Raw genomic sequence first — 25681 nt, 5'->3', positions numbered from 1 at the left:
AATGTAAGGAGGGTTGTTTATGAAGCGACTAATGATCAGTGCGATTTCGGCTAGTTTTATTTTATCTGCTTGTAGTAATGATTCGAAAGAAGAAACTGAAGATAAAGGTAAGCAAACTCAGAATGAAATGGAACATGAACAGAGTCAGTCAGATGACAACCAAGAACGTAAAGAAACTAAAGGGATTGAAACGGTAGCTCAAGGTTTAGATACACCTTGGAGTATTGCGAGATTAGATGATGTGTTTTATTTATCAGAACGCCCTGGTAAAATTATTAAAATTGATGGCAATAAAAAGACTGAGCAACAAGTGGATTTAGATAAAGAAGTTTCTACTGCTGCTGAAGCGGGTTTATTAGGATTTGTGCTTGCGCCTGATTTTAAAGATTCTAAAGAAGCATATGCTTATTACACATATGAAGATAATGGTCAGTTTAATCGTATCGTAAAATTAAAATTAGAAAATGATACGTGGAAAGAGGATGAGGTATTAATTGATAAAATACCAAGTGGCCAATATCATCATGGTGGTCGGTTGAAAATTGGACCGGATGATAAATTATATGCGACTACTGGAGATGCTTCAGACGAACAAAATGCACAAGATAAAGATACTTTAGGTGGTAAAATTTTAAGAATTAATCTTGATGGTAGTAAACCTAAAGATAATCCGATTTCTAATTCATATGTTTATAGTTACGGTCATAGAAATCCACAAGGAATTGTATGGACACCTGATGGACAGATGTATGCGAGTGAACATGGTAATCAAGCTAATGATGAAATAAATGAGATTAAAGAAGGTCAAAATTACGGTTGGCCAGTGATTGAAGGTAATGAAGAAAATGATAATATGGAAACACCGATATTTACTTCAGGATCAGATGATACTTGGGCACCTTCAGGCATAGCATTTAAAGATGGTATCATTTATTCAGCTGCGTTACGTGGAGAAGGTATTATGAAATTTGATGTAGAAAAAGATGAAATGAAAAAAGTGGCGACTAAATATGGAAGAATTAGAGATGTTTACAACGTAAATGATGATTTATATTTTGTAAGCAACAATACAGATGGTAGAGGTAATCCTTCCCAAAATGATGATAAGATGTATAAAGTTTCGCTAAGTCAATTAAATTCATAACTCAAACCTGAGCATAAAATCATTAGTATAAATTGAATTTATATTTTATAATCATTATGTAAAGGTTATTAAGAAATGGTTTCTCGGGGGTATTGGATGCTTAAAATTGACTTAGTTAACAATATATCTGTATTAAAGAGGTTAGCACTTTTACAATTTGTTTTATTTCTTTCATTAATATTAATTAGCTTTAAGTTAATTGCGAATATCATATATATTTATGAAGAGGGCTTTGTAAGAAATATCATAGTTGGGTTAGTTGGTTTAATTATATTAGTGTTTATCCATGAGTTAATACACGGTATTTGCTTTAAAATATTTAATCCAAAGGGAAAAGTTAAATATGGATATATGAAAGGCATGTTTTATGCAACGATGCCACATGCTATTTTTACAAGAAAACAATTTTATATCATATTATTAGCACCATTTGTATTAATTAGTATGGGATTATTAATTGTATTATTATGGCTTCAAGTCACTTCTATTATTTATGTATTTGCTTTTCATGGTGCTGCATGTATCGGTGATTTTTACATGGCACAAGTGATTTATAGTAATAAACAGATGAATTATGTAGAAGATACAGAAGTCGGCATTAATTTATTTACGGATAATAAAGATGTTCAATCAACAAGTTAAAAAGATTTTTGATATAATATATAGGAATTTGGGCAACCAACTTCCTATTTTTTTGTAGAGGTGTTTAGAATGGAACGGCGAATCATTCACATTGACATGGATGCTTTCTTTGCTCAAGTTGAAATAAGAGATAATCCAAAATTAAAAGGAAAACCAGTTATTATAGGAGGACGTGCTTCAGGTAGAGGCGTTGTTTCAACGGCTAGCTATGAAGCTCGGAAATTTGGTGTTCATTCAGCTATGCCCATGGCTCAAGCACATCAACTTTGTCCGGATGGTTATTATGTACGCCCAAGAATTAATTATTATCGTGAAGTATCTAATGAAATAATGGCGATTTTTAAAAGTTATACAGATATTGTTGAACCATTATCGTTAGATGAAGCTTATTTAGACGTTACTGAACTTGTGAGAAGAGACTTATCTGCTTCAACGATTGCTCAATATATTCAACGGGATATTTATGATAAGACGCATCTTACATCTTCAGCAGGTGTTTCTTATAATAAATTTTTAGCAAAGCTCGCTAGTGGTATGAATAAACCGAGTGGTCGGACAGTGATAGATTATGAGAATGTACATGATTTATTGATGTCGTTGCCGATAGGAGATTTTGCAGGTATTGGAAAAGTAACCGAAGAAAAGATGAAATCATTGGGAATCAATAGTGGTAATGATTTATACGCATATGACCAAATGGAATTGATTCAATTATTCGGTAAACGTGGTGTAAGCTTTTATAATAAAGTACGTGGTATCGATCATTCTCCAGTGAAACCAACACGTGTTAGAAAATCAATCGGTCGAGAAACAACTTTTGAAACAGATCAAAATGATGATGACTTTATTCTCAATACGATTAGAAAATTGAGTACTGAAGTTGCCAATAGAGCTGATAAACATGAACTAGCAGGGCGAACAATAACAGTTAAACTAAAAACACATAACTTTGAAACATTATCTAAACAAACAAGTAGTCATACACCAGTCTATGACGAAGTTGAAATATATAATATTGCATATGATTTATATAATTCATTAAAAGATCCGGATACTTCTATACGTTTAGTAGGTGTATCTATCGGGAATTTAGTTTCGAGAACATATCGCAATTTAACAATATATGATTTTATTTAAACAGGTTTACTTGATATCGTCATGTATCCTTAGTATTCTGGATATTGTTGAATGCGCGTTTCGGCTATACGAGAAGTGGGTATTTATTAATACTTATAATAAGAAAGTAGAGATTGATATGAAATTTAAATTTTCAATTATTGCAATTACAGTATTATTAATCATTTTATTTATTAAAAGTTCCATTGAAACAGGTTCATTCGATATTATCAAATTACTAGGTATTATTGCGATAGCAATATTGTTATTCTGGGTTGATAGAAAATTAGAAAGACCTGTTAATAAAGCAAGTTTAAAAAGAGACATAAAAAAAGAATTCCAACACAAAGAGTAAATAAAAGAATAAAAGCTTCTAGGATGCGTCATAATATCCTAGAAGCTTTTAATTATACATATTTTTTATCGGTTAATGTTTTGCCATAAATACTTAATACAGAATCTAAGTCTGGATAATGTTTTAATAATCGATACGTAATAATTGCGCATGCTTTAGCATCATTTAACGCATGGTGGTGACCTTTAAAATCAATATTATAATAATCCATCATTGGCGCAAGTCCATATCTATGATTGTTGACTGTTTTTCTAGCTAATATACATGAACAAAAATACGTTAATTCAGGAATTTCGATTTGGTGTTTAATGAGTGATTTAAACAATACAGTCATATCAAATTTAGCATTATGTGCTACAACTGGTAGTGTACCGATGAAATCCATCATATATGGAAACACGACATCGAAAGTAGGTGAATTTGTCACATCAGAAGGTTTTATTTTATGGATTTTAATATTTATATTTGAAAAATAATCTTCAGGATTCACTAATGTATAAAAAGTTTCTGTAATTTGATGATCAATTACTTTGACCATTCCGACAGAACAAATGCTTTCCGGACTTCCATTTGCTGTTTCAAAATCAAGTGCTACAAATGAAGACATGCCATCACTTCCTTTAGAAAGTTATTATAAACATTTGTCGGAATAATGTAAATGATGATGGTATGTAGAAAGAATGAATAAAGACCATCTGCCATGAATAGTTCATGGAGATGGTCTTGTTTAAGTATTGTAAGGCTATAAATTATTCAGCATCTTCATCGAAGTGACGAGAAGCTAAATCTTTTTCATAGATAAATAATGCGTTATTGTCTTCTTGAATTCTTTCTAAGTAGTCAATATGTGTTTCAAACATAGACTCTTCTTCAACTTGCTCATCTAAGAACCAGTTTAAGAATGAAATTGTTGCAAAGTCTTTTTCTTCTTTAGCAATTTCAGATAAATTATAGAATCGACGTGTAACATCTTGTTCTTGAGCTAATCCATCTTTAAATGTCTCCAATAAAGAACTGAATTCAGTCTTAGGAGCATCTAAAGCTGTGAAAATAGCTTTTTCACCACGATCGTTAATATAGTCATATATTTTCATACCATGGAAACGTTCTTCTTTAGCTTGTTGAATATAGAAGTTTGCAAATCCATCGTAACTCTTATCTGCACAATAAGCTGCCATTGCCATATATGCATGTGCTGCGTAAAATTCATGATTCAATTGATTGTTTAAAGCATCTAAAATATTTTTAGATAACATAGAAATCTTCCCTTCTATAATAATTTTAACTTACATTTTTATTATACAATAACAATAAAATGAAACCAACGATTTGATACAGTTAAACACTTTTTTTAAAGCTTTTGAACGTGGTATAATGATGTGACAGAACAAGGAGGTAACGTATGAAGAAGTATGTTGCGAAAAATATAGCAAAGCTAGCACGATATGCTAGTAGAAAAGTAGGTAAACAAGGTACGGATCTTCCGGGACAAATAGCTCGAAAAATAGACCCGCTTATTTTAAGAAAGTTAGCGAATGAAGTAGATGAAATCGTGATGATTAGTGGTACGAACGGTAAAACGACGACATCGAACTTAATAGGTTATACATTAAAGAAGAACAATATTGAAATTATACATAATACTGAAGGTGCCAATATGGCAGCAGGGATTACTTCAAGCTTTATTGTTCAATCTAATAAAAATACTAAAATTGCTGTTATAGAAATAGACGAGGGTTCTATTCCAAGAGTGTTAAAAGAAATGACACCTTCTATGATGGTAGTGACAAACTTCTTTAGAGATCAAATGGATAGATTTGGTGAAATCGATACGATGGTAGATAATATCGCCAACTCAATCAAGGATAAAGGAATTAAACTATTACTGAATGCAGACGATCCTTTCGTTAGTCGTTTGAAAATAGCAAGTGATGACATTGTTTATTATGGTATGCAAAAAGGGATACATGACTTTGAACAAAGTACAATGGTTGAAAGTAAATATTGTCCTAATTGTGGCAGATTATTAAATTATAGTCATATTCATTACAATCAAATTGGTCATTATACATGTGAATGTGGATTTAATAGAGCGACTCCACAATATGAAGTGACAGCATTTAAACAAGAACCGTTTATACATGTTGGCTTAAATGATGCACATTTTGATATGAAGATTGCTGGTGATTTTAATGTGTTTAATGTCATTGCAGCTTATTCAGTATTAAGAGAATTAGGTTTAAATGATCAATCTATAAAAGCTGGTTTTGAAACGTATACTTCTGATAATGGACGTATGCAATACTATAGAAATAGTAAAAAAGAAGCGCTTATTAACTTAGCTAAAAACCCTGCAGGCCTTAATGCAAGTTTATCTGTTGGTGAACAAATTGATGGGGAAAAAGTTTATTTAATCAGTTTGAATGATAACGGCGCAGATGGAAGAGATATTTCATGGATTTATGATGCAGACTTTGAAAAATTATCTAGACAAAATATCAAAACTATCATCTGTACAGGACAAAGAGCTGAAGAATTAGCATTAAGACTGAAATATGCTGAAGTTGAAGCGGAAGTTATTATAGAACATTCAATAGAAAAGGCAACGGAACTATCAATGACTTACAATCAGTTTACAGTTGCAATTCCTAACTATACATCTTTGTCACCAATGCATCGAACATTGAATAAAGCCTTTAAGGAGGAAGCATAATGTCATCAATAAAAATATTTCATTTTATGCCAGATAAATTAAATTTGTACGGCGATATTGGCAATATCATTGCACTAAAACAACGTGCGAAATGGCGTAATATAGAAGTAGAAGTAATAGATATAACAGATACAGATCAATTAAGTTTAGATGAATGTGACATTTTCTTTATAGGCGGTGGAAGTGATAGAGAACAAAGTTTAGCTACAGAACAATTAAAGAAAATTAAAACACAACTTAAAGATGCAATTGAAGACGGCATGCCAACTTTAACAATATGTGGCGGCTATCAATTTTTAGGATCTGAATATGTAACACCTGATGGAACAAGATTAGAAGGTTTAAACATTCTTGATATTTATACAGAATCTAAGAAAGACCGTCTAATAGGAGATATTGTTATTGAATCAGAAACATTTGGACAAATCGTCGGTTTCGAGAATCATGGTGGAAGAACATATCATGAATATCCTACATTAGGTAAAGTCGTTGATGGTTATGGTAACAATGATACAGATAAGAAAGAGGGTATCCATTATAAAAATTTATTGGGTACATATTTACATGGACCAATTTTACCTAAAAACCACGAAATCACAGATTACTTATTAAAACAAGCATGTATCCGAAAAGGTATAACATTCGAACCAGAACAACTAGACAATACAGTTGAAGAAGCAGCAAAACAAGCTATTATAAAAAGGTTGTTAAAAGCAAAATAATAAAAAAATGTGAGTTAAAGAGGTAGTAACCTTCACATCATTAATAAATAATAATAAAAAGCGGCTGGGACATATTTTAGTGCCCTAGCCGCTTTAGTAAGTTTTAGTTTAGTTATTTTGTTAATCTTGAATATCTGTCGTTTAAAATTTTATTAATCATGAGTATTTCATAAATAATGTGACTTTTTATTTGGTTTTCATCAAATTCATTCAATCCTTTAACACTATTTTTTAATGTGGATGCAGCATTTTTTTGTTTTTTATATTCATTTGCTTTTATTAAATGTTCATATGATTTGATGAAATTTGAGATTGCTGTGCGTTCTTTTTCAGTAAAGACGATGTGCGTATTCTCTGGTAAATATACTAGGTTTAATAAATGTGCATTTAGTAGTCGGTTAATGTGATATTTCATTTCGACTTTTCTAATGTGAGATTTAGATTCTTTTTTTGCTCTATGGTAATCGTATTCTTCTTTTTGATATTTTATAAGTTGTTCAATTTTAGTGGCTTGCTGTTGTAATGTTGATACTTTTTTCATGGATAGGGCAGATTCATATTCACCTAGTAATAGTTCTTTAAGTCTAGATATGTATATTTCTAAAATACTTTGATCCATTTTATGATTGATGTCTTCTATTTGATTTATATATTTAGGTGGCAAAATAATAAAATTGACGATGCCTGCGGTTGCAAGACCAATTGTAGTAGTTGCTAATCGTGATACGAAATTATATACAAATGCTTCATGGATAACAGGGACCATTGCGACAGCTGTAATGGCAGCAACTAACATTCCATCAAATAATTTAAGTTTATAACATACTAAAATCGTGACGGTTGCTGCTAATGAATAACTTAAAGGTGATTCTCCAAAGAAGTATGTACTAATAACGGCTATAAATGCACCGAGTATTGAAGCGGGGAACCTTACAAAAGCTTTCTTTAAGGATGCTTTAGCTGTAGGTTCTATTGTCACAATTGATGTGATAACCGCAAATATAGGGTTTAAATTTAAAGACATACATATTAAACCTGTTAAAAAAGTTGCTAATCCAGTTTTAATAATTCTTGCACCGATAATTCGAGATAACCAATTTTCTTTCATATTCAAAACTCCGAAATCATTTTTTTATAGTATAACATGCATTTTCTGATATAATGATAAACGACAAAAAAATTTTAAAAGAAAGAACGGGATTTAAATGATAATTCAAAACAATGAAGAACTTGATGGCCTAAAAGAAATAGGTAAAATTTGTGCAATAATTCGTGATGAGTTGAAAGAAGCAACTAAACCCGGAGTGACAACTAAAGAATTAGATAACATCGCAAAGGAAAGATTTGCTGAATTAGAAGCAGAATCAGCACCTATTGCAGAGTATGATTTTCCTGGTTACACATGTATAAGTGTTAATGAAGAGGTTGCGCACGGTATACCTGGTAAACGTGTGATTAAAGAAGGCGATCTTGTAAACATAGACGTATCAGCACGTAAAAATGGCTATTATGCAGATACAGGTATTTCATTTGTTGTTGGTAATGCAGATGACCCGAAAAAACAATTAGTAGTAGATGTAGCGGCTATGGCTTTTGAAGAAGCAATGAAGAAAGTTAAGCCAGGTGCTAAATTATCTCAAATTGGCAGAGCAGTTAATGCTACAGCACGTAAAAATGGCTTAAAAGTTATTAAAAACTTAACAGGTCATGGTGTTGGACGTTCATTACACGATTCACCACAACATGTTATGAACTATTATGATCCATTAGAAAAACAATTGCTTAAAGAAGGTATGGTACTTGCAGTAGAACCATTTATCTCATCAAATGCAACAATCGTTAGCGACGGTAAAAATGATTGGGCATTTGAAACGAAAGATAAAAGTTTCGTCGCTCAAATTGAGCACACAATTGTTGTCACTAAAGAAGGACCATTATTATTAACTAAATTAGAAGACTAAAAATATAAGTGGAGTGGATAGAATTGATTAAACATACAAGATTCTATACTACTCCTTTTTATTTTTCTAAGACTAAGGTCCTATTGAAAATTCAATCCTAGGTCCATTTTTAGATTTGAAATAACATTTTATAATAGAGTTTAATATGACAGAAGTAGGTGATTCTATGTTTAATGTTGTTTCAGATCAATTAAAGCAATTGATTCTTGTTTCGTATTATGAAAGTTTAGATACATGTGCAAAGCGCTTAGATGTTAAAATTAAAGCTATGAAACAGTACATCACGTATCTTGAACAAAAACGTTGTCAATTAAGTAAATTAATTGATAAATATACTTTAGAATTAGACAATAAGTATATGGACAAGATTGAAGATTTTAAAATTAAATGTGCTAAAAAATTAGAAGATCATGATTTACAATGGTTACAAAAGCAAATTAATATGTTAGAAAGTGAATTAGCGAAAATTGACGAAGCTATGAAAAGCACTTTAGATAAAATTGCTGATACGATAGCTGAGCGTACGATGCTTACTCAGATGAATTCACTTCTCTAAAAAAGGAGTGGTATGTTGAAGAATAAATTTATATCAACTGAATTGTTGATCGTATTATCTGTATTGATTTTGTTATCAAACATTTACTATATTTTCTTTGAGAAAATAGGCTTATTACTCGTTGTTGTAATGGGTACGATATTTATATATGTAGGGTATTTATATTTTCATAAATTACGGGGATTAATTATATTTTGGATAGGCGCTATTTTAATGATTTATGCATTACTTTCTAATCCATACATGCTTGCCATTTTATTTTTATTCTTAGTATTTTTAGTTATTAGATATTTTCTATATCGTAAGAAACCATTAAGAGTAGAACATATCGACCAAACGTCAAATGAAAATATTAACGAGTCATTTATAAAACAGCGATGGTTCTCTCCTCAAAAGACACCACACTATATTTATAAATGGGAAGATATACAAATTCAACAAGCAATTGGAGATATTGAATTAGATTTATCTTTAGCTGCTAATTTATCTGAGCATAATGTTATTGTCGTGAGACAATATATTGGAAAGACACAAATTATTGTTCCTTATAATTACCATGTACATGTACATATAACTGCTTTATATGGCAGATTATATATGAATGATCAAGTGTATAGAGTGAAAAATGAAACGGTACATTATGAGGAAAATAGTCACAAAAACTCATTTAAAGTTAATATATTCTTCTCAACATTTATGGGAGATGTTGAGGTGATTTATCGATGAATAACTACACAAGAATTATAGGTTCAATGCTTATACTTGTTTATACAATTGTTGGTATATTATTTTTCTTAGATCGAATTTTTATTAATATTATATATTTTCAAGGTATATTTTATACTCAAATATTAGGTGTACCAGCATTCCTATTTATCAACATTGTAGTTATTTTGCTATGTATTATAATAGGGACTGCAGTCGCCTACAAAATTAATCAACAGCATCATTGGATTAAAGAACAAATCGAAAGATCTTTTCAAGGAGAAATGTTAGGTGTAAATCACCATGAAATTGATTTGCACAAAGAAACTTTAGAAATTTATCAAACATTAATTCCGTTGCACGAAGAACTATACACATTGAGATTAAAGTCTCAACAAATTATTAATGAATCGTATCAAATGCAAGATTCCGTCGTTAAAAAAATCATAGAAGATGAGCGACAAAGGTTAGCAAGAGAATTACATGACTCAGTAAGTCAGCAATTATTTGCGGCAAGTATGATGTTATCTGCAATTAAATCATCAGAATTAAAAGAGCCATTAGCAAAACAAGTAGACTTATTAGAAAAAATGATACAAGATTCGCAATTAGAAATGCGTGCTTTATTATTACATTTAAGACCTCTAGGATTAAAAAATAAATCGCTTGGTGAAGGGATTAAAGATTTAGTAGTCGACCTGAAACAAAAAATACCAATGAAAGTTGTTTATGATATAGAAGATATAGAAATAGCCAAAGGTACAGAAGACCATCTATTCCGCATAACTCAAGAGGCAATATCTAATACGTTACGTCATTCTAAAGGTACAAAAGTTTCAATAGAGTTAATAGATACGAATGATTATGTTATATTACGTATACAAGATGACGGTGTAGGTTTTGACACATCTAAAAGAGATCCACAGAGTTATGGGCTAAATACTATGAACGAACGCGCATTAGAAATTGGAGCCACTCTCAATATTATTTCAATGCCTGAATCGGGAACGCGTATTGAAGTTAAGGTACCAAATAATAAGGAGGAACAATATGACAATTAGAGTATTATTTGTAGATGATCATGAAATGGTTCGAATCGGAATCTCTAGTTATTTATCTACACAAGAAGATATTTCCGTCATAGGGGAAGCAGCATCAGGTAGAGAAGGTATTGAAAAAGCTGAAGAATTAGAACCCGATGTCATTTTAATGGATTTAGTGATGGATGATATGAATGGTATAGAAGCAACACAACATATAAAAAAGCATCAACCAAGTGTTAAAATCGTCATGTTAACAAGTTTCATTGAAGATAATGAAGTCTACCAAGCCTTAGATGCGGGTGTTGATAGTTATATATTAAAGACGACTTCTGCGGATGATATCGCAAATGCGATACGTAAGACGTACAATAAAGAGTCTATTTTCGAACCAGAAGTACTTGTAAAAATGAGAAATAGAATGAACCAGAAAGCTGAATTATTCGAAATGTTGACTGAACGAGAAATGGAAATATTATTATTAATCGCTAAAGGTTATTCTAACCAAGAAATAGCAAGTGCTTCCCATATTACAATTAAGACAGTTAAAACGCACGTTAGTAATATATTAAGTAAATTAGAAGTACAAGATAGAACACAGGCTGTTATATATGCCTTTCAACATAATTTAATATCATAAAAAAGAAGTTGAGCTTCCAGAAAGGAGCTCAACTTCTTTTATTTAGTAAATTCATATCCATTTTGAATCACTTCTAAATCACCATTGTGTGGATCAATAACAAGTCCATGTATAGGAACGGATTGATCAAATAAAGGATGGTTATATACTTTTTGTATATTTGTTTGAACATTTTCAGTAACATCATCAAATCCTCTTAAGAATTGGTGAATATTAATACCTGAATGCTCGATTGTATTAAGCGTATCATCTGTGATACCACGACTTTTCATTGTATCTATTACTGAGTCCACATCCAAATTCCCCATTCCACAGTCTTTATGACCCATGATAATGATTTCTTCAGCACCAAGTGCATAAATCGCTACTAATAAGCTTCGCATAGTAGACCCATATGGATGAGAAATTGTTGCGCCAGCATTTTTAACAACTTTAATATCACCATTTTTAAAGCCTAATGCACGCGTAGAAAGTTCTGTTAATCGCGTATCCATACAAGTAAGCAATACTGCTTTAGCATTAGGTGTCTTCGTTGTTATAAGATTTTCATATTCCTTATTTTCTATGAAAGCTGCATTATATTCTAAAATATCATTCAATAGAGGCATTAGTCATATCACCGTTTTCTGTTAAGTTATTAAATGCTTGCTCTTCTGGTGATCCATTTTTAAGCATTTTCTTCTGATGTAATACTGCGTTTATTTCTGCACCTATGATAATAATTAATCCTGTTAAGAATAACCAAATCATCAATACGATAATACCTCCGATACTACCATATGTCTTAGAGTAGTTAGCGAAATTATTAACATATAAACCAAATAGTGCACTTGAGCCTAACCATGCAATTGTTGTAAAAGCTGCACCAGGAACAACTGATAATAATTTAATTTTGATGTTTGGTGCGAGTGTATAAAGTGTGATGAACACGATAAACGTCACAATTAATGGTAATACGACTTTAATTAAACTAAATATCCAACGTAATTCAGATTCTAATCCTAAAGGACCGAATAATAAATTGCCGATTTGTTGTCCAAATATAGGTAGTGCTATTGCAATACCGAATACAACAACCATAATAACTGTGAAGAAGACACTCATGATTTTAAGTATGATGGCATTTCTTCCATCTTCAACATCATAAGCGACATTAAATGCGTTCATTAAAGCAGTCATACCATTTGAAGCAGACCATAATGCTGCAATTAAACCGAATGAGAATAAGCCACCACTGGCATTATTCATAACGTCATCAATTATGCCAGTAATTAATTTTGCCGTATCGCCAGGTGCATTTTCTGATATCATATTTGTAATTGTATCAGGATTGACTTGGAATAATGGTATCAACGTTAACACAAATATTAGAGTAGGGAATAATGCAAGTAAGAAATAATATGAAAGCTGTGCTGCAAGTCCTGTAGCATTATCCTTACCAATTCTGTATATTAAAGTTGATAAAATATTACCGTCTTTCGTAAATTTGGCTGGTTTATTGATCTTTGAAACGTAAAATATTTGATTATCCTTCTTTGCTGTTTTAGATTCAAATTTTTGTGGTGGAATATAATGTTCTTTCTTAATAGACTTTTTTTGTTCGTCTTTAAAATGTTTAGCTTGTTCTAAAAATTTTGAGCTCGATTTATCATTTCCCATATAAATTCTCCTAATTTAATATGATGTTAAAAAAGACTAGGTTAGTTGAATAAGCCTAGTCTTTAATATAAATTATGAATGGTTTGAACCTGAGATTTGTCTTTGATTCTTTTTCTCAATGAATGTATCTTTAGCATCCATAATTGATTGTTCTAATTCTGGATTTTTACGACGAATTTCTTCGATTACATCTTTCCAGTATAGAACTTCATCTTTAATTTGATCTAATTTAGAAGGTTCTCTTGAAGTGTTGCCTTCTTTAATGTTTTGTACTTGGTTTGATAATGATTGGCGAGTGTTTTTATCAGCTAATGCAATAATTGCGCCAATTGTACCACCTATTAAAATAGCAGGAACTAATTTGTTTTGCATAATGTTTTTCCCCTTTCCAGAATATAACTTTAAATTAACATTGACCTACATATCATATCACATATGAATCTTAAATTAGAGAATATAGGCGTTAATATATGTTATAAATATCACTAATGTTGTTTATTCCCATTAATTTAGAGATATAAACACAATTGTAGTTTATAATAGTGCATTAGACAATAGCTTTTCAATAGGCATAATATCTAAATTTCTACCTATTTTAATTTTAAAATGCCCAGCTCTCGTCTATAATGTGATTTCACCGTTTAAATCAAGTAGTTTACCAGCATTCTCAGTAGACCACATCAGTATAATATTATAAGGTATAGAGTAAGTTTCTATTTTCTTACCGGTGATACCTTGCATATCACGAATGATAATTCGTTTGTTTGTAAATACGGCAGTATCTCTGAATGTCTTAAAAGCACTATAAGCTTCTTCGCCATCAACAAGATATTGTGAAATATTATCTGGTACTGCAACTTGTTCAAAAAGGGTCCATGAAAGTATATCTTGAACAGCCACTAGAATCACTCCTCACCTTATAATTCATGTTTATTGTATAAAATATTCATATAAATTGTAAAGTGAATATATAAGTTTGATAGTTTTAATTATAATTACTTTTTGCTAAACTAAATTTTGAAAGGATGATAAAAAAGATGACTGAATCAATAGAACAAATGGTAGATGATTTAAAAGGCAAGTTACGATTAGTAAATACAAGTGTATTGAATAAAGATGCAATACCTGAAGAAAAGAGAGAAGAATTAAAAGAAATACATACTATGGTCATGTCTAGAAAAAATATATCAGCAAGTGAAATGTCTGCCATTACACAAGCTTTAGGTGACCTTAGAAAATAAACAAAGGTGGTTATACAAATGGGTTATGAAAAACAGCTTCAAAAATATGCAGAGTTATTAGTAAAAGTTGGTTTGAATGTTCAGGAAAAAGAACCTGTATATATTCAAGCTTCAATTGATGCAAGTGAGTTTGTACATTTAGTTGTTGAGGAAGCGTACAAAATAGGGGCAGAAGACGTAAAAGTTAGGTACAACGATGATAGAATTGCACAGCTTAAATACCAATATGAACCTGAAGCATTTTTTGAGAATGTTAAACAATATGATATTGATGAAAAAATGGATTATTTAGATAGAAAAGCAGCGTTCTTATCAATTGTTTCATCTAGTCCAGATAGTTTGAAAGATGCTGATCCTAACAAAATTCGCAAATCAATGGCAGCAAACGGGAAAGCATTTAAAGACTATATGGTTGCTGTACAAAGTGATCGCATGAGTTGGTGTGTAGCTTCATATCCATCAGTAGGTTGGGCTAAAATGATGTTCCCTGAATTAAGTGATAATGAAGCGGTCAATAAATTACTTGAAACAATTTTAAAAACAGTACGAGTTGATCAAGAAGACCCAGTTAAAGCTTGGGAAGAACATGATCACTTATTACATGAAAAAGCTGATTATTTAAATAACAAAAAGTATAAAGCATTGCATTACAAATCAGCAGGTACTGACTTAACAATTGAATTACCAGACGGTCAATATTGGTCTGGTGCTAGTTCTGTAAACTCAAAAGGCAACAGCTTTGTAGCAAATATGCCTACTGAAGAAGTATTTACTGCACCACATAAAAATGGTGTTAACGGAACAGTCAGTAATACATTACCTTTAAGTTATTCAGGTAATATTATTGATGACTTTACTTTGACATTTAAAGATGGTGTAGTAGTAGACTACAAAGCCGGTGTTGGAGAAGAAATTTTGAAATCGATTCTTGAAACAGATGAAGGTTCAAAACGACTAGGTGAAGTAGCCTTAGTACCTGTTGATTCACCAATTTCTAACATGAACACGTTATTCTATAATACATTATTTGATGAAAATGCATCATGTCACATTGCATTAGGTTCAGCTTATGCGTTTTGTATTGAAGGTGGCAAAGATATGTCAGCAGAACAGTTAGCAGAAAATGGTTTAAATGATTCAACTACACATGTTGACTTTATGATTGGCAGCAAAGATTTATCAATTGATGGCATTTTGGAAAATGGTGAGAAAGAACCAGTATTTAGAGATGGTAATTGGGCATTTTAAAAGATAGCCATTTAAGAATACATCATGTATAATAAAGATAAATAAAGTCTTTATAGTCATTCAAAGGAGGGGATATCATGAGTACACCAATGGAATGGAGCGTAATGATCGCATTTGTGTTCGCAATTTTTACATTTGGCGGCGCTTTAATGATGTATCTTGTTCAAACATTCGATAGTAGAGAGTCTGTACGAATTGATACTGCTGAAGAAGCACTAGAGAAGAAAGTCTTTGATGATGAGGAACATTATCATTAATAAGAATGGAAGAGACTGGGACATAACGGAATGCCTCAGTCTTTTTTAGTATCTTGGCAGTAGATGACTGAATTGAAAATGCGCTTTTATAAAGCTTTTTCCAACTCTAGTCATCCTTGCCGGGGCGGGACTACGAAATCTTTTTATATAAATTAGATTTCTGTCCCGCTCCCTATTTTTTTCAATAAAAATAAGCAAAATTGAACGGGGTTATAATATGAAAACGAAGAAACCAATGAAAGAATCAAGAAGTGTAAAATCCATTCAAATATTTCCAGAGGACACTAATCATCACAATACGATGTTCGGTGGTAAATTAATGGCGGAAATTGATGAAATCGCAGCAATCGCAGCGATGAGACATAGTGGGAATTCAGTTGTAACAGCATCTACTGATTCAGTAGATTTCTTACAACCAATCGGAACGGGTGAAGTGATATCGTTAGTTTCATTTGTTACTTATGCAGGTAAATCATCTATGGAGATTTGCGTAAAAGTTATTAGTGAAGACAATATTAATCAAAAGAAACATTTAGCAGCGTATAGCTTTTTAACATTTGTAGCTTTAGATAAAGATGGGAACAAAGCAGAAGTTCCAGCAATCTATCCTGAAACAGATGATGAAAAATGGTTCTATGAAAGTGCGCAAGATAGAGTGAAACTACGCCAAGAAAGAAGAAAAGAAAGCAAGAAAACATTAGACTTCATGTCTACAAAACTATATATCTAATTTAAATAAATGGCTAGGACAACAATCGTTATCCTAGCCATTTTTTGTATTATTGATTCATTCTAAATTCGTTTGCTTTAAAGTCAACATCTTTATAGTACATATCTTTTACGAGTAGATTTGGACCTAAACATCTCACTTTAGGACAGTGACAGTTAAGTGATTTTGCTAAAGATGAATTCATCCATGTTTGATAAACATCTTCAAGTTTATCTTGTTTAATATTTGCGATAGATCCCGTTTCATCGCCGAAGTCTGTAACAATCACATCTCCAGAAAATACATTAACATTTAATCTGCTTCTTCCATCTGGGTCATTTCTTAAACTTACATTTTTAGATGATTTTAATCTAGATAATAAGTTCTGGTCAGATTCATTCATGAAACAAGGGTAAAAAGGTAACGTACCAAATAACATCCATGTATCTTCATCTCTAAAGTCTAAAATCTCATGAATAGTATCTTTCATTTCATTTAAACTCATAATATTTAACTGACTCGCAAAGTCAGAAGGGTACATAGGATGTATTTCATGGCGACTACATTTCATATCATGAACAATTTCATTATGGATTTTTTGTAAATAAGGTTTAGTACTTTTATTTAACATCGTTTCAGCAGATACAAACATACCTTGTTCTGATAGAGTGGCAGAGTTTTGAATCATTTGATCGTATAGTCGATATCTTGCTTTTAAAGGTGGTTTCTTGTCCATCACATGGAAACCAACTTCACTGAATTCATCGATTGTTCCCCAGTTGTGTGAAATATGCATAACATCAATATACTCAGCAATTTCTAAATAACGATCAAGTGGTAGCGTTAAATTAGAATTCATTTGCGTGTAAATGCCTCTTTTGTGTGCATATTTTAATAAAGGAACGACTGTTTCTCGAATTGATTTTTTACTGAACATTGGTTCTCCACCAGTAATCGAGATTGTTTTTAAGTAAGGTACTTCATCAAGTCTCTTTAAAATTAAATCCATCGGTAACGTGTCAGGGTCTCGTAATTGCAACGTATAACCTACTGCACAATGTGCACAACGCATGTTACAGAGTGTAGTAGTTGTAAATTCTATATTACTCAGTTGTAATGAACCATGTTCATCTATATCGTTATAGGCTTCCCACGGGTCGTTTTTTATTGAAATAGGACTTTTCAAGTCGTATATCATGATATATCCTTCTTTCTGATTTTTTTCCTATCTATGAGCGTAACACTTGTTATCAAATTTTCCAATACTGATTTATGATTGTTTTTATACTTGTTATCATTCATAATAATATTATTAAAAATAAAGGAGTATTCAAATGAGTAAAAAAACATCACTTAATGAAATCAAACAAAGGTTATCAGACTTTTTAGATGAAATGGAAGCAATGAACCCTGAAGATATGGAAGTATCTGATGTAGATGAATGGATTGCTTTGCTTGATGAACTTGAGAAAAAAGTTCAAGCTATGCATGATTAATGGTGGCCATACATGAATGTTTCAGTAAAAGTAGGACAGAAGTTTCCTTTAACGATCAAACGATTAGGTATTAATGGTGAAGGTATTGGCTATTATAAGAAGAAGATAACATTTGTAGAAGGTTTATTGCCGGGAGAAGTTGGACTTGTCCAAGTAGTAAAGGCGAAACCAAATTTTATCGAAGCGAAAGTAGTCAAAATCCGTGAACGTAGTAAAGAAAGGGTTAAACCTAAATGTAAAGTTTATGATATTTGTGGTGGATGCCAACTGCAACATTTAAATTATGATGCGCAACTTTTATTCAAATCACAAATTGTAAAAGATGCGTTAACTAAATATGCAAAAAATATCCCAACAAAAATTGTAAAACCTACAATCGGTATGGATAATCCTTGGGGATACCGTAATAAAAATCAATTTCCTGTTCAGAAGAAAGGAAATCAACTCATTGCAGGCCTTTATGAAAAAGATAGTCATCAATTAATCGATATTAAAAAATGTCCAGTTCAAGATAAACGTACGATTCAAGTTACGAATGAATTGAGAAATATTTTGATGAATTTACAAGTTAAAGTATGTAGAAATCCAAATAAAGAACAAGGGCTAAGATATATTGTTACGAGAGTGGCAAAGCATAGTCAACAAATACAAGTTACGTTAGTTTGTACGGACGATCAATTGAAATATAATCAGTCTCTTATTGATCAAATCATGAATTTGTCTTTCGTGGAAAGTTTATCCATCAATATTAATAAAGAGAAGACATCACGAGTACTTGGAAATCAAACGATTCATGTAAGTGGTAAACAACAAATTACAGAAACGCTTGGTCAATACTATTATGATTTATCGCCAGATTCATTTTTTCAATTAAATCCAGAACAAGCTACAAAAATGTACGGTGAAATTGAAACTCAGGCGAATTTAACAGGTAATGAATCAGTTGTAGATGCATTTTGTGGAACAGGTACAATTGGTATTTGGATTTCTCAAAATGCGAAAGAAGTGAGAGGTATGGATATTATTAAAGAAGGTATTGATGACGCTAAGAAAAATGCTGAACTCAATAATCGTCATAATGTACACTATGAAGTTGGTGATGCATATAAAGTTATGGATAAATGGATTAAAGAAGGCTTTAAACCAGACGTGATAACAGTTGATCCGCCAAGAACTGGATTAGGTATTAAAGCTGTTGAACTTATCAAATCCGTTCATCCAAAAACATTTGTGTATACAAGTTGTAATCCATCAACTTTAGCTAAAGATTTAGCACACTTATCTAAAAAATATAAAGTCGTAAGCATGCAACCTATTGATATGTTTCCACAAACAGCACAAGTAGAAGTCGTAGCAAAATTAGTTGCAAAATAAGTTTAAAACCTTTCAAAAGTGGTATATAAATATTAGACATACTATGAAAGGAAGAGATTGATATTATGAGTAAAAAAGTAGCAGCAGTTGTAACAGATTTATTCGAGGACGTTGAATTAACAAGTCCACAAAAAGCATTAACTGATGCTGGACATGAAGTTGTTATTATTGGTGAAGAAAAAGGAAAAGAAATCACTGGTAAAAAAGGCGAAAAAGTTATAGTAGAAGTTGGTATTGATGAAGCAAATGCTGCAGATTATGATGCAGTCTTAATTCCTGGCGGATTTTCACCAGATTTATTACGTGGGGATGAACAAGGACGTTTTGGCGAATTTGTTAAACATTTCGTACAAAATGAAAAACCTTCATTTGCAATTTGCCACGGACCTCAATTATTAATTGATACAGATTTATTAAATGGCAGAACTGTTACTAGTTTCTTGTCAGTTAGAAAAGACTTACAAAATGCAGGTGCAAAAGTCGTTGACGAATCTGTAGTCGTTGACAATGGCATCGTCACAAGTCGAACTCCAGACGACTTAGAAGACTTTAACCGTGAATCACTTGCATTGCTTCAATAGATGCTTTGATTAGCCACTCACTTTTATAGTGAGTGGTTTTTTTGTGCAGGCTATTATATAATTTTTTTATAATATATAAGGAGCGTGGTTTATGGAAAGTAAGTATGATACAAAGTATTTTCAATCATTAATAGGGCGCGCTGAATTAACCGAAAATATTTTGAAATCAATTCAAAATAAATCAAGTGGGAACGATGGTGAAAATTATTTTAATGCTATTTTAAATTGTGATACGGATATCGTATATATGAATGACTTTCAATTTACATTCAACAGTCAAGTTCAAATAGATGCAATCGTCATCGATGATCATGCAATATATTTGTTCGAGATAAAAAATTATAAAGGCATTTATTATTTGGAAGACACGCTATTAAAAAATAATTTTGGAAGTTCATTTACCTCACCGTTCATACAAATGGAAAGAGCTAGAAATGAATTTAATAAACTATGTCGCTATTTAGAAATTGATAAACCCGTTGTTTCAAAATTAGTCTTTACAAATCCTTACTTTAACTTCAATAATAAAAACCTCTTAAAAGATCAAGTTATCTTACCCTCAGAATTAGGCTCTTTTACCCAACTTTTTAAAAATCAAAATCAATCAGAAAATATCAGAATTAAACAGAAACTATTAACAGTAAGAAATTCATTTGATGCGCAATACACTAAAGGTGTGACAATACCGTTTGAACAAATCAAACCAGGTATCAAATGTCCTAGATGTAATCGCATGTTCACAGTAAAAATTGAACAAGACAAACAGAAATGTACGTGCAAATATTGTGAGTCCGAAATGGATAAAAAGTATGTTTATGAATATAATTTGCAAGAACTGTATTATTTAAAGCAAGAGCCATTCACAATCACCGAAGCAGTATGGTGGTTAGGAGGGAATAGTAAAACTATTAGACGAATTTGTGATAAATGTTTCTTAAGTAAAGGTGCAAGAAATAAAAAATACTTTTTAAAGTAATAATATGAATTTTGATGTACGGTATTAAGGGACAGAATTCTGAGAAATGTCTGTAAGGGGCGTCGTTAGGGACAGAATTCTGAGAAATGTCTGTAAGGGGCGTCGTTAGGGACAGAATTCTGAGAAATGTCCGTAAGAGGTGCTGTAAGGGACAGAATTCTGAGAAATGTCTCTAAGAGGTGCTGTAAGGGACAGAATTCTGAGAAATGTCTGTAAGGGGCGTCGTTAGGGACAGAATTCTGAGAAATGTCCGTAAGAGGTATCGTTAGGGACAGAATTCTGAGAAATGTCCGTAAGAGTGGTCGTTAGGGACAGAATTCTGAGAAATGTCCGTAAGGGGCGTCGTTAGGGACATAATTCTGAGAAATGTCTCTAAGAGGTGCTGTAAGGGACAGAATTCCGAGAAATGTCTGTAAGAGGCGTCGTTAGGGACATAATTCTGAGAAATGTCCGTAAGAGGTATCGTTAGGGACAGAATTCCCAAAAATGTCCCTTACATCCGTTATCAATCCCCATCACAATCTACAAAATTCCACATCTCAGCGCGCTATTTTAAAATTTTTATTGAAAATACTTAAATTTAACCTAACACAAAAAGCAGTGAAGTTCGTCATAAACTTCACTGCTTCTTTATTTTTATTAGAAGAATCTTCTTATAAGTGTTTTAAGTGGTGGCATTTTTTCGAGTCTGTTCTCTTCTAATGCTGTTCTAATTTCGAATTTTGCATATCCTTTTGCTTCGTCCCATATTATTTTACCTGGTAATGGGGCGGCATCTGGATCTACTTTTACGTTTACAACAACAGGTTTATTTGCATTTTTAGCTTTTTCAAGTGTAGGGGCAATATCTTCTACATCTACGACATTATAGCCTATACCGCCACAACTATCTGCAAATTTAGCGAAGTCGATATCGCCTAAATCAATAGCGTATTCTAATTCACCGGCTGCTTGTTGTTCATATTTTATGAATGCTAATTCTTGGTTATTCAGAACAACGACGATAATTGGTAGTTTATATTGTACCGCTGTAACGAAGTCTTGCATAACCATCGCAAATCCACCGTCACCAGTGATAGCAATGGCTTGCTTATCTGGATTTGCGACTTTACTTGCTATTGCACCTGGTAATGCACAGCCCATCGTGCCTAACCAAGATGATGTGATAAATTTGTGGTTGTGACCGAGTTGTAAATATCTTGTACTCCATACTGTTGAAGTTCCGACATCAACTGAAAATACAGTGTCATCTGTTGAAATTTTTTCTATTTCAGACATTAATAATTCTGGTCTGATCGGTTTGCTGTCATTATTTCTATCTTCTTCTAACCATCTGTTCCATGCTTTCATATTTTCTTGGCATGCTTTTAAGAATTTACGGCCAGTTACTTTTTCAGACGCTTCTGTTAAAGCAGATAGTACATTTTTTGTGTCGCCAATTAATCCGACATCGACATTAAAACGTTTGCCGATATTTGTTTGATTAATATCAATTTGTATACATGGTATATCTTTATCAGGTAAATAATCTACATATGGATAATTCGTACCGACTAAAATTAATAAATCAGCATCTTTAGATGCTTCAAATGCTGGTTTAGTACCGATTTTACCTAAGTTACCCATGAAATTAGGATGTTTATCCGGTATGATACCTTTTGCTGGTAATGTAATTAAACCAGGCGCATCGATATGATCTAAGAAATTAAGTAATTCGTCTTTGGCATCTTTAGCACCAACACCAGTTAAGACGACCGGTTTTTCACTTTTATTTATAAGTTCTGCAGCTTTTTTAACGTCTTCATCTTTAGCGTAAGTTACTGCATTTTCAAATTTATAAGTTTCTCTAGGAACATTATCTTCAATTTTTTCACCTAGAACATCACTTGGAATCGTCAATACTGCAACGCCTTTTTTAGCATATGCAGTTTTGATTGCTTCATCTACAATTTCATGTACATTTTCAGCAGATTCTAATTGTTTATTATAAACGGCTACATCTTCGAAAAGGGCTGTTAAATTAACTTCTTGGAAGAATTTTGTGCCCAATAATTTTGAATCTGTTTGTCCTGCTAAAACGAGCATAGGGACATTATCCATTTTAGCGTCATACATACCATTTAACATATGTATTGCGCCTGGACCACCAATACTTAATGCTACTGCTATTTTGCCTGTTAATTTGGCATAACTACTAGCAGCTAAAGTTGCAACTTCTTCATGTCTTACATCATAGAATTTAATGTTATCTTCTTCTGTTTTAAGTGCATCTACGACTTTATCTATTGAATCACCAGGTATGCCATATACGTGGTCAATTTGCCAATTCTTTAAGACTTGTACGAGTGCTTTGTTTGCTTTAATTTTTGCCATATAAAATTCCTCCTTATCGTTATCTATACCCAAATACGCTAAAAGTTATACTTATAAATAAGACTCAGGACTGATTTTGTCGTTTTTCAGTAAAAAGAAGTGTTTAAAATCATTATTACAAGCTATAATGATGTAAGAAATATGAATAAGGGAGAATATAGATGGGGATATTTAAGAATAAGAAGAATGAAATACCACAACCTAATTCAGAAGAAGTTCAATATAGAAGATATCAACATTATTATCAGGAACCTGTACAGCCGAGAAAGAGAAAAAGAATTTCAAAGCTATTTGGTCTTGTAACAATACTTATTATACTAGCGATTGTTTTTTATTTAGCAGTAATGTATATGTGGTCAAGAACATCTGATGTAGATGATTTAGTTAAAATTGAAGATAAACAATCTTATGTTCAAGTTGAAGATATGCCAGATTATACTAAAAATGCTTTTGTAGCGGTCGAAGATAAACGATTTTATGATCATGATGGAATTGACTTAAGAGGTGTATCACGTGCACTTGCTGTAAGTTTGAAAAATGGTGAACTTACGCAAGGTGGTAGTACGATTACGCAACAAGTCGTTAAAAACTATTTCTATACGAATGAAACGCAACTGACAAGAAAAGTGAAAGAGATGTTTGTCGCGAAACGTGTTGAAGATAAGTATAGTAAGAATGATATTTTGAGTTATTACGTTAATAATATCTATTTCGGTCAAAATAATTATACGATTGAAGAAGCGGCAAATTATTACTTCGGTGCGACAGTCGATAAAAATAATCCAAACCTTCCTCAAGTATCGGTATTACAAAGTGCAATATTAGCAAGTGTCGTTAATGCACCATCCAATTTCGATATTAATAATATTAGTGATAGTTACATGACACGTATCAAAACAACACTCGAAAAAATGAAACAACAGAATTATATTTCTGAATCAGAGTATACACAAGCTATAAATGAATTAAATCAATAATAAACACACTGAGTTAAGAGATTAAACTTTTAAACTCAGTGTGTTTTATTGTATCCTATATATATGTGTGGAGGGATGTAAAATGCTTAAAATAACTAAACTTGAAGTACAAAAGAAAAACAAAGAACGTTTAAATTTATTTATTAATAATGAATTTGAAATGGGTATTGATCAAGCAACATACATCTACTTTAATTTAAGAAAAGATTTAGAAATTACAAAAAGTAAGTTACAAGAAATTAAGGACTACGATCAATATAGACAGGCACTTAATCAGGCGATTGTCTATTTATCACATAAAAAGCGTACGAAATATGAAGTAGAAAAATATTTAACAGACAAAGAATATGGCAGTGACTTAATTGATAGCGTGATAGAGTATTGTCAATCTAATAAATACATAGACCATAATGACTATATTGAAAGTTTAAAAAACACCATTTTAAAAACAACTGATAAAGGTCCTGACCATTTTGAAAGAGTTGCTAAAGAAAAAGGTATCGAACAAGATTTAGTCTACGAATTCAAAGAAAAGTTTGAAATGGAAATGGCAGAAGATCGAATTCCGAACATCGCCAAGAAGATTATGCAAAAAAAGAAACAACCTCCTAACCGTTTAAAGCAAACGATTGTCCAAACACTTCAACAAAGAGGCTATGCTTTTTCACTCATCAATGAACATCTAACAGATTTGAATATTGAACCGACATCTGATGATGTTGAAAATATTTTGATGAAAGATTTGGAAAAGGTATATAATAAATATCAAAAGAAATATAATGGATATGAACTTAAGTCACATGTTATTCAAGCACTCGTAAGAAAAGGGTATACATTTGAAATGATTAATGACAAATTAGTAGAAAGTGGTATTGTAGATGAATAATGATAAAAAATTTGTTGAAATGACAGAATATGAACTTAAAAACGCAATTGCTGAATATCGCGAAAAGATGAGAAAATCAGAAATGATGGGTATACTAAATGAATATGAAGTATATAAGAGAAAAGCGCTCATAGCAGAAAGTTACCTTGTCGACACTTCAAAAATAGAAGTAGGAAAAGTATATGGCTTAGTAGGTGACACACCTAGTTACTTTAAAGTAGAACGCATTAATGGTGTATTTGCTTGGGGATTTAGATTAAAAGGATCAAAAATTGAAGAAGGCATTCCTGTAAGTCTTCTACAACTATAA

General features: G+C 31.8%; 31 protein-coding genes. 22 read left to right on the top strand and 9 right to left on the bottom strand.

Going from position 1 to position 25681, the window contains the following annotated elements; all coding sequences use genetic code 11:
* Positions 1 to 19: 19 nt before the first annotated feature.
* The 4 genes from LQ675_RS11315 to LQ675_RS11300 all read left to right on the top strand — a co-directional run bounded on the left by LQ675_RS11315 (position 20) and on the right by LQ675_RS11300 (position 3257).
* Positions 20 to 1144 carry a PQQ-dependent sugar dehydrogenase gene (locus tag LQ675_RS11315; protein WP_048540666.1) on the top strand — a complete coding sequence of 375 codons (1125 nt, stop codon included), beginning with the start codon at positions 20 to 22 and terminating at the stop codon, positions 1142 to 1144.
* Positions 1145 to 1240: 96 nt separating this feature from the next.
* Positions 1241 to 1786 carry a DUF3267 domain-containing protein gene (locus tag LQ675_RS11310; RefSeq protein WP_048540667.1) on the top strand — a complete coding sequence of 182 codons (546 nt, stop codon included), beginning with the start codon at positions 1241 to 1243 and terminating at the stop codon, positions 1784 to 1786.
* A 69-nt stretch (positions 1787 to 1855) separates the two neighbouring features.
* Positions 1856 to 2923, top strand: a complete 1068-nt coding sequence (gene dinB, locus LQ675_RS11305; protein WP_048540668.1) for a DNA polymerase IV — start codon at positions 1856 to 1858, stop codon at positions 2921 to 2923.
* 118 nt (positions 2924 to 3041) lie between these two features.
* Positions 3042 to 3257, top strand: coding sequence for a hypothetical protein (locus LQ675_RS11300; protein WP_048540669.1), 216 nt, complete (start codon positions 3042 to 3044; stop codon positions 3255 to 3257).
* A 52-nt stretch (positions 3258 to 3309) separates the two neighbouring features.
* On the opposite strand, the gene LQ675_RS11295 is transcribed toward LQ675_RS11300, so the two are convergent.
* Positions 3310 to 3864, bottom strand: a complete 555-nt coding sequence (locus LQ675_RS11295) for a 3'-5' exonuclease (protein WP_048540670.1) — start codon at positions 3862 to 3864, stop codon at positions 3310 to 3312.
* Between the two features lie 142 nt (positions 3865 to 4006).
* Positions 4007 to 4513 carry a ferritin gene (locus LQ675_RS11290; RefSeq protein WP_025905146.1) on the bottom strand — a complete coding sequence of 169 codons (507 nt, stop codon included), beginning with the start codon at positions 4511 to 4513 and terminating at the stop codon, positions 4007 to 4009.
* A gap of 146 nt (positions 4514 to 4659) precedes the next feature.
* Between LQ675_RS11290 and murT the strand changes: the two genes are divergently transcribed.
* Positions 4660 to 5970, top strand: coding sequence for a lipid II isoglutaminyl synthase subunit MurT (gene murT, locus LQ675_RS11285; protein WP_037590447.1), 1311 nt, complete (start codon positions 4660 to 4662; stop codon positions 5968 to 5970).
* Positions 5970 to 6692: a lipid II isoglutaminyl synthase subunit GatD gene (gene gatD, locus LQ675_RS11280; protein WP_048540671.1), complete on the top strand. Its 723-nt coding sequence runs from the start codon at positions 5970 to 5972 to the stop codon at positions 6690 to 6692. The genes murT and gatD overlap by 1 nt, the downstream gene beginning before the upstream one ends.
* Before the next feature lie 112 nt (positions 6693 to 6804).
* Here gatD and LQ675_RS11275 read toward each other — a convergent pair whose 3' ends face one another.
* Positions 6805 to 7800: an FUSC family protein gene (locus LQ675_RS11275; protein WP_048540672.1), complete on the bottom strand. Its 996-nt coding sequence runs from the start codon at positions 7798 to 7800 to the stop codon at positions 6805 to 6807.
* Between the two features lie 97 nt (positions 7801 to 7897).
* Between LQ675_RS11275 and map the strand changes: the two genes are divergently transcribed.
* From map to LQ675_RS11250, 5 genes are all read left to right on the top strand, one after another.
* Entirely contained in the window at positions 7898 to 8653 is a 756-nt protein-coding gene (gene map / locus LQ675_RS11270; protein ID WP_048540673.1) for a type I methionyl aminopeptidase, read from the top strand.
* Between the two features lie 145 nt (positions 8654 to 8798).
* Positions 8799 to 9209 (top strand): hypothetical protein, encoded by a 411-nt coding sequence (locus LQ675_RS11265; protein WP_227532160.1) that lies wholly within the window; start codon positions 8799 to 8801, stop codon positions 9207 to 9209.
* A 15-nt stretch (positions 9210 to 9224) separates the two neighbouring features.
* Positions 9225 to 9935, top strand: coding sequence for a cell wall-active antibiotics response protein LiaF (gene liaF / locus LQ675_RS11260; RefSeq protein WP_048540674.1), 711 nt, complete (start codon positions 9225 to 9227; stop codon positions 9933 to 9935).
* A complete protein-coding gene (locus tag LQ675_RS11255) occupies positions 9932 to 10975 on the top strand; it encodes a sensor histidine kinase (RefSeq protein WP_048540675.1) in 1044 nt (347 codons plus the stop codon). The genes liaF and LQ675_RS11255 overlap by 4 nt, the downstream gene beginning before the upstream one ends.
* Positions 10965 to 11594, top strand: a complete 630-nt coding sequence (locus LQ675_RS11250) for a response regulator transcription factor (protein WP_025905154.1) — start codon at positions 10965 to 10967, stop codon at positions 11592 to 11594. Before LQ675_RS11255 ends, LQ675_RS11250 begins: the two co-directional genes overlap by 11 nt.
* Positions 11595 to 11632: 38 nt before the next feature.
* Here the strand turns inward: LQ675_RS11250 and LQ675_RS11245 are convergent, their stop codons facing one another.
* The 4 genes from LQ675_RS11245 to LQ675_RS11230 all read right to left on the bottom strand — a co-directional run bounded on the left by LQ675_RS11245 (position 11633) and on the right by LQ675_RS11230 (position 14153).
* Complete coding sequence (locus LQ675_RS11245; RefSeq protein WP_025905155.1) at positions 11633 to 12202, bottom strand: beta-class carbonic anhydrase; 570 nt, start codon at positions 12200 to 12202, stop codon at positions 11633 to 11635.
* Positions 12186 to 13253, bottom strand: a complete 1068-nt coding sequence (locus LQ675_RS11240) for a YihY/virulence factor BrkB family protein (protein ID WP_048540676.1) — start codon at positions 13251 to 13253, stop codon at positions 12186 to 12188. Before LQ675_RS11240 ends, LQ675_RS11245 begins: the two co-directional genes overlap by 17 nt.
* A gap of 72 nt (positions 13254 to 13325) precedes the next feature.
* The gene (locus LQ675_RS11235; protein WP_025905157.1) at positions 13326 to 13625 is read right to left on the bottom strand and encodes a YtxH domain-containing protein; all 300 of its coding nucleotides are present in this window, start codon (positions 13623 to 13625) and stop codon (positions 13326 to 13328) included.
* Between the two features lie 249 nt (positions 13626 to 13874).
* Complete coding sequence (locus LQ675_RS11230; protein ID WP_331463223.1) at positions 13875 to 14153, bottom strand: PH domain-containing protein; 279 nt, start codon at positions 14151 to 14153, stop codon at positions 13875 to 13877.
* Between the two features lie 137 nt (positions 14154 to 14290).
* Here LQ675_RS11230 and LQ675_RS11225 point away from each other — a divergent pair, with 137 nt between their 5' ends.
* The 4 genes from LQ675_RS11225 to LQ675_RS11210 all read left to right on the top strand — a co-directional run bounded on the left by LQ675_RS11225 (position 14291) and on the right by LQ675_RS11210 (position 16729).
* A complete protein-coding gene (locus LQ675_RS11225) occupies positions 14291 to 14494 on the top strand; it encodes a DUF1128 family protein (protein ID WP_048540677.1) in 204 nt (67 codons plus the stop codon).
* A gap of 18 nt (positions 14495 to 14512) precedes the next feature.
* Positions 14513 to 15742 (top strand): aminopeptidase, encoded by a 1230-nt coding sequence (locus LQ675_RS11220; protein ID WP_048540678.1) that lies wholly within the window; start codon positions 14513 to 14515, stop codon positions 15740 to 15742.
* A 77-nt stretch (positions 15743 to 15819) separates the two neighbouring features.
* Positions 15820 to 15999 carry a hypothetical protein gene (locus LQ675_RS11215; protein WP_048540679.1) on the top strand — a complete coding sequence of 60 codons (180 nt, stop codon included), beginning with the start codon at positions 15820 to 15822 and terminating at the stop codon, positions 15997 to 15999.
* 217 nt (positions 16000 to 16216) lie between these two features.
* The gene (locus LQ675_RS11210; protein ID WP_025905162.1) at positions 16217 to 16729 is read left to right on the top strand and encodes an acyl-CoA thioesterase; all 513 of its coding nucleotides are present in this window, start codon (positions 16217 to 16219) and stop codon (positions 16727 to 16729) included.
* Positions 16730 to 16778: 49 nt separating this feature from the next.
* Here the strand turns inward: LQ675_RS11210 and yfkAB are convergent, their stop codons facing one another.
* Positions 16779 to 17906 carry a radical SAM/CxCxxxxC motif protein YfkAB gene (gene yfkAB, locus LQ675_RS11205; RefSeq protein WP_075578453.1) on the bottom strand — a complete coding sequence of 376 codons (1128 nt, stop codon included), beginning with the start codon at positions 17904 to 17906 and terminating at the stop codon, positions 16779 to 16781.
* A gap of 136 nt (positions 17907 to 18042) precedes the next feature.
* Here yfkAB and LQ675_RS11200 point away from each other — a divergent pair, with 136 nt between their 5' ends.
* The 4 genes from LQ675_RS11200 to LQ675_RS11185 all read left to right on the top strand — a co-directional run bounded on the left by LQ675_RS11200 (position 18043) and on the right by LQ675_RS11185 (position 21135).
* The gene (locus LQ675_RS11200) at positions 18043 to 18204 is read left to right on the top strand and encodes an SE1561 family protein (RefSeq protein ID WP_049320382.1); all 162 of its coding nucleotides are present in this window, start codon (positions 18043 to 18045) and stop codon (positions 18202 to 18204) included.
* Positions 18205 to 18216: 12 nt separating this feature from the next.
* Entirely contained in the window at positions 18217 to 19578 is a 1362-nt protein-coding gene (rlmD, locus tag LQ675_RS11195; RefSeq protein WP_048540681.1) for a 23S rRNA (uracil(1939)-C(5))-methyltransferase RlmD, read from the top strand.
* A 65-nt stretch (positions 19579 to 19643) separates the two neighbouring features.
* Positions 19644 to 20159, top strand: coding sequence for a type 1 glutamine amidotransferase domain-containing protein (locus LQ675_RS11190; protein WP_048540682.1), 516 nt, complete (start codon positions 19644 to 19646; stop codon positions 20157 to 20159).
* Between the two features lie 91 nt (positions 20160 to 20250).
* Entirely contained in the window at positions 20251 to 21135 is an 885-nt protein-coding gene (locus LQ675_RS11185) for a nuclease-related domain-containing protein (protein WP_075578452.1), read from the top strand.
* 639 nt (positions 21136 to 21774) lie between these two features.
* Here the strand turns inward: LQ675_RS11185 and LQ675_RS11180 are convergent.
* Entirely contained in the window at positions 21775 to 23508 is a 1734-nt protein-coding gene (locus tag LQ675_RS11180; RefSeq protein ID WP_048540684.1) for a pyruvate oxidase, read from the bottom strand.
* 161 nt (positions 23509 to 23669) lie between these two features.
* Between LQ675_RS11180 and sgtB the strand changes: the two genes are divergently transcribed.
* From sgtB to LQ675_RS11165, 3 genes are all read left to right on the top strand, one after another.
* Entirely contained in the window at positions 23670 to 24485 is an 816-nt protein-coding gene (gene sgtB, locus LQ675_RS11175) for a monofunctional peptidoglycan glycosyltransferase SgtB (RefSeq protein ID WP_048540685.1), read from the top strand.
* Positions 24486 to 24567: 82 nt separating this feature from the next.
* The gene (gene recX / locus LQ675_RS11170; RefSeq protein ID WP_048540686.1) at positions 24568 to 25371 is read left to right on the top strand and encodes a recombination regulator RecX; all 804 of its coding nucleotides are present in this window, start codon (positions 24568 to 24570) and stop codon (positions 25369 to 25371) included.
* Complete coding sequence (locus LQ675_RS11165) at positions 25364 to 25681, top strand: YfhH family protein (RefSeq protein ID WP_048540687.1); 318 nt, start codon at positions 25364 to 25366, stop codon at positions 25679 to 25681. The genes recX and LQ675_RS11165 overlap by 8 nt, the downstream gene beginning before the upstream one ends.

Origin of the sequence: Mammaliicoccus sp. D-M19, assembly GCF_022386695.1 — a bacterium.
GTDB lineage: Bacteria > Bacillota > Bacilli > Staphylococcales > Staphylococcaceae > Mammaliicoccus > Mammaliicoccus sciuri.
Note: the sequence above shows the minus strand (reverse complement) of the source record. Positions and strands in the feature narration are given on the sequence as shown.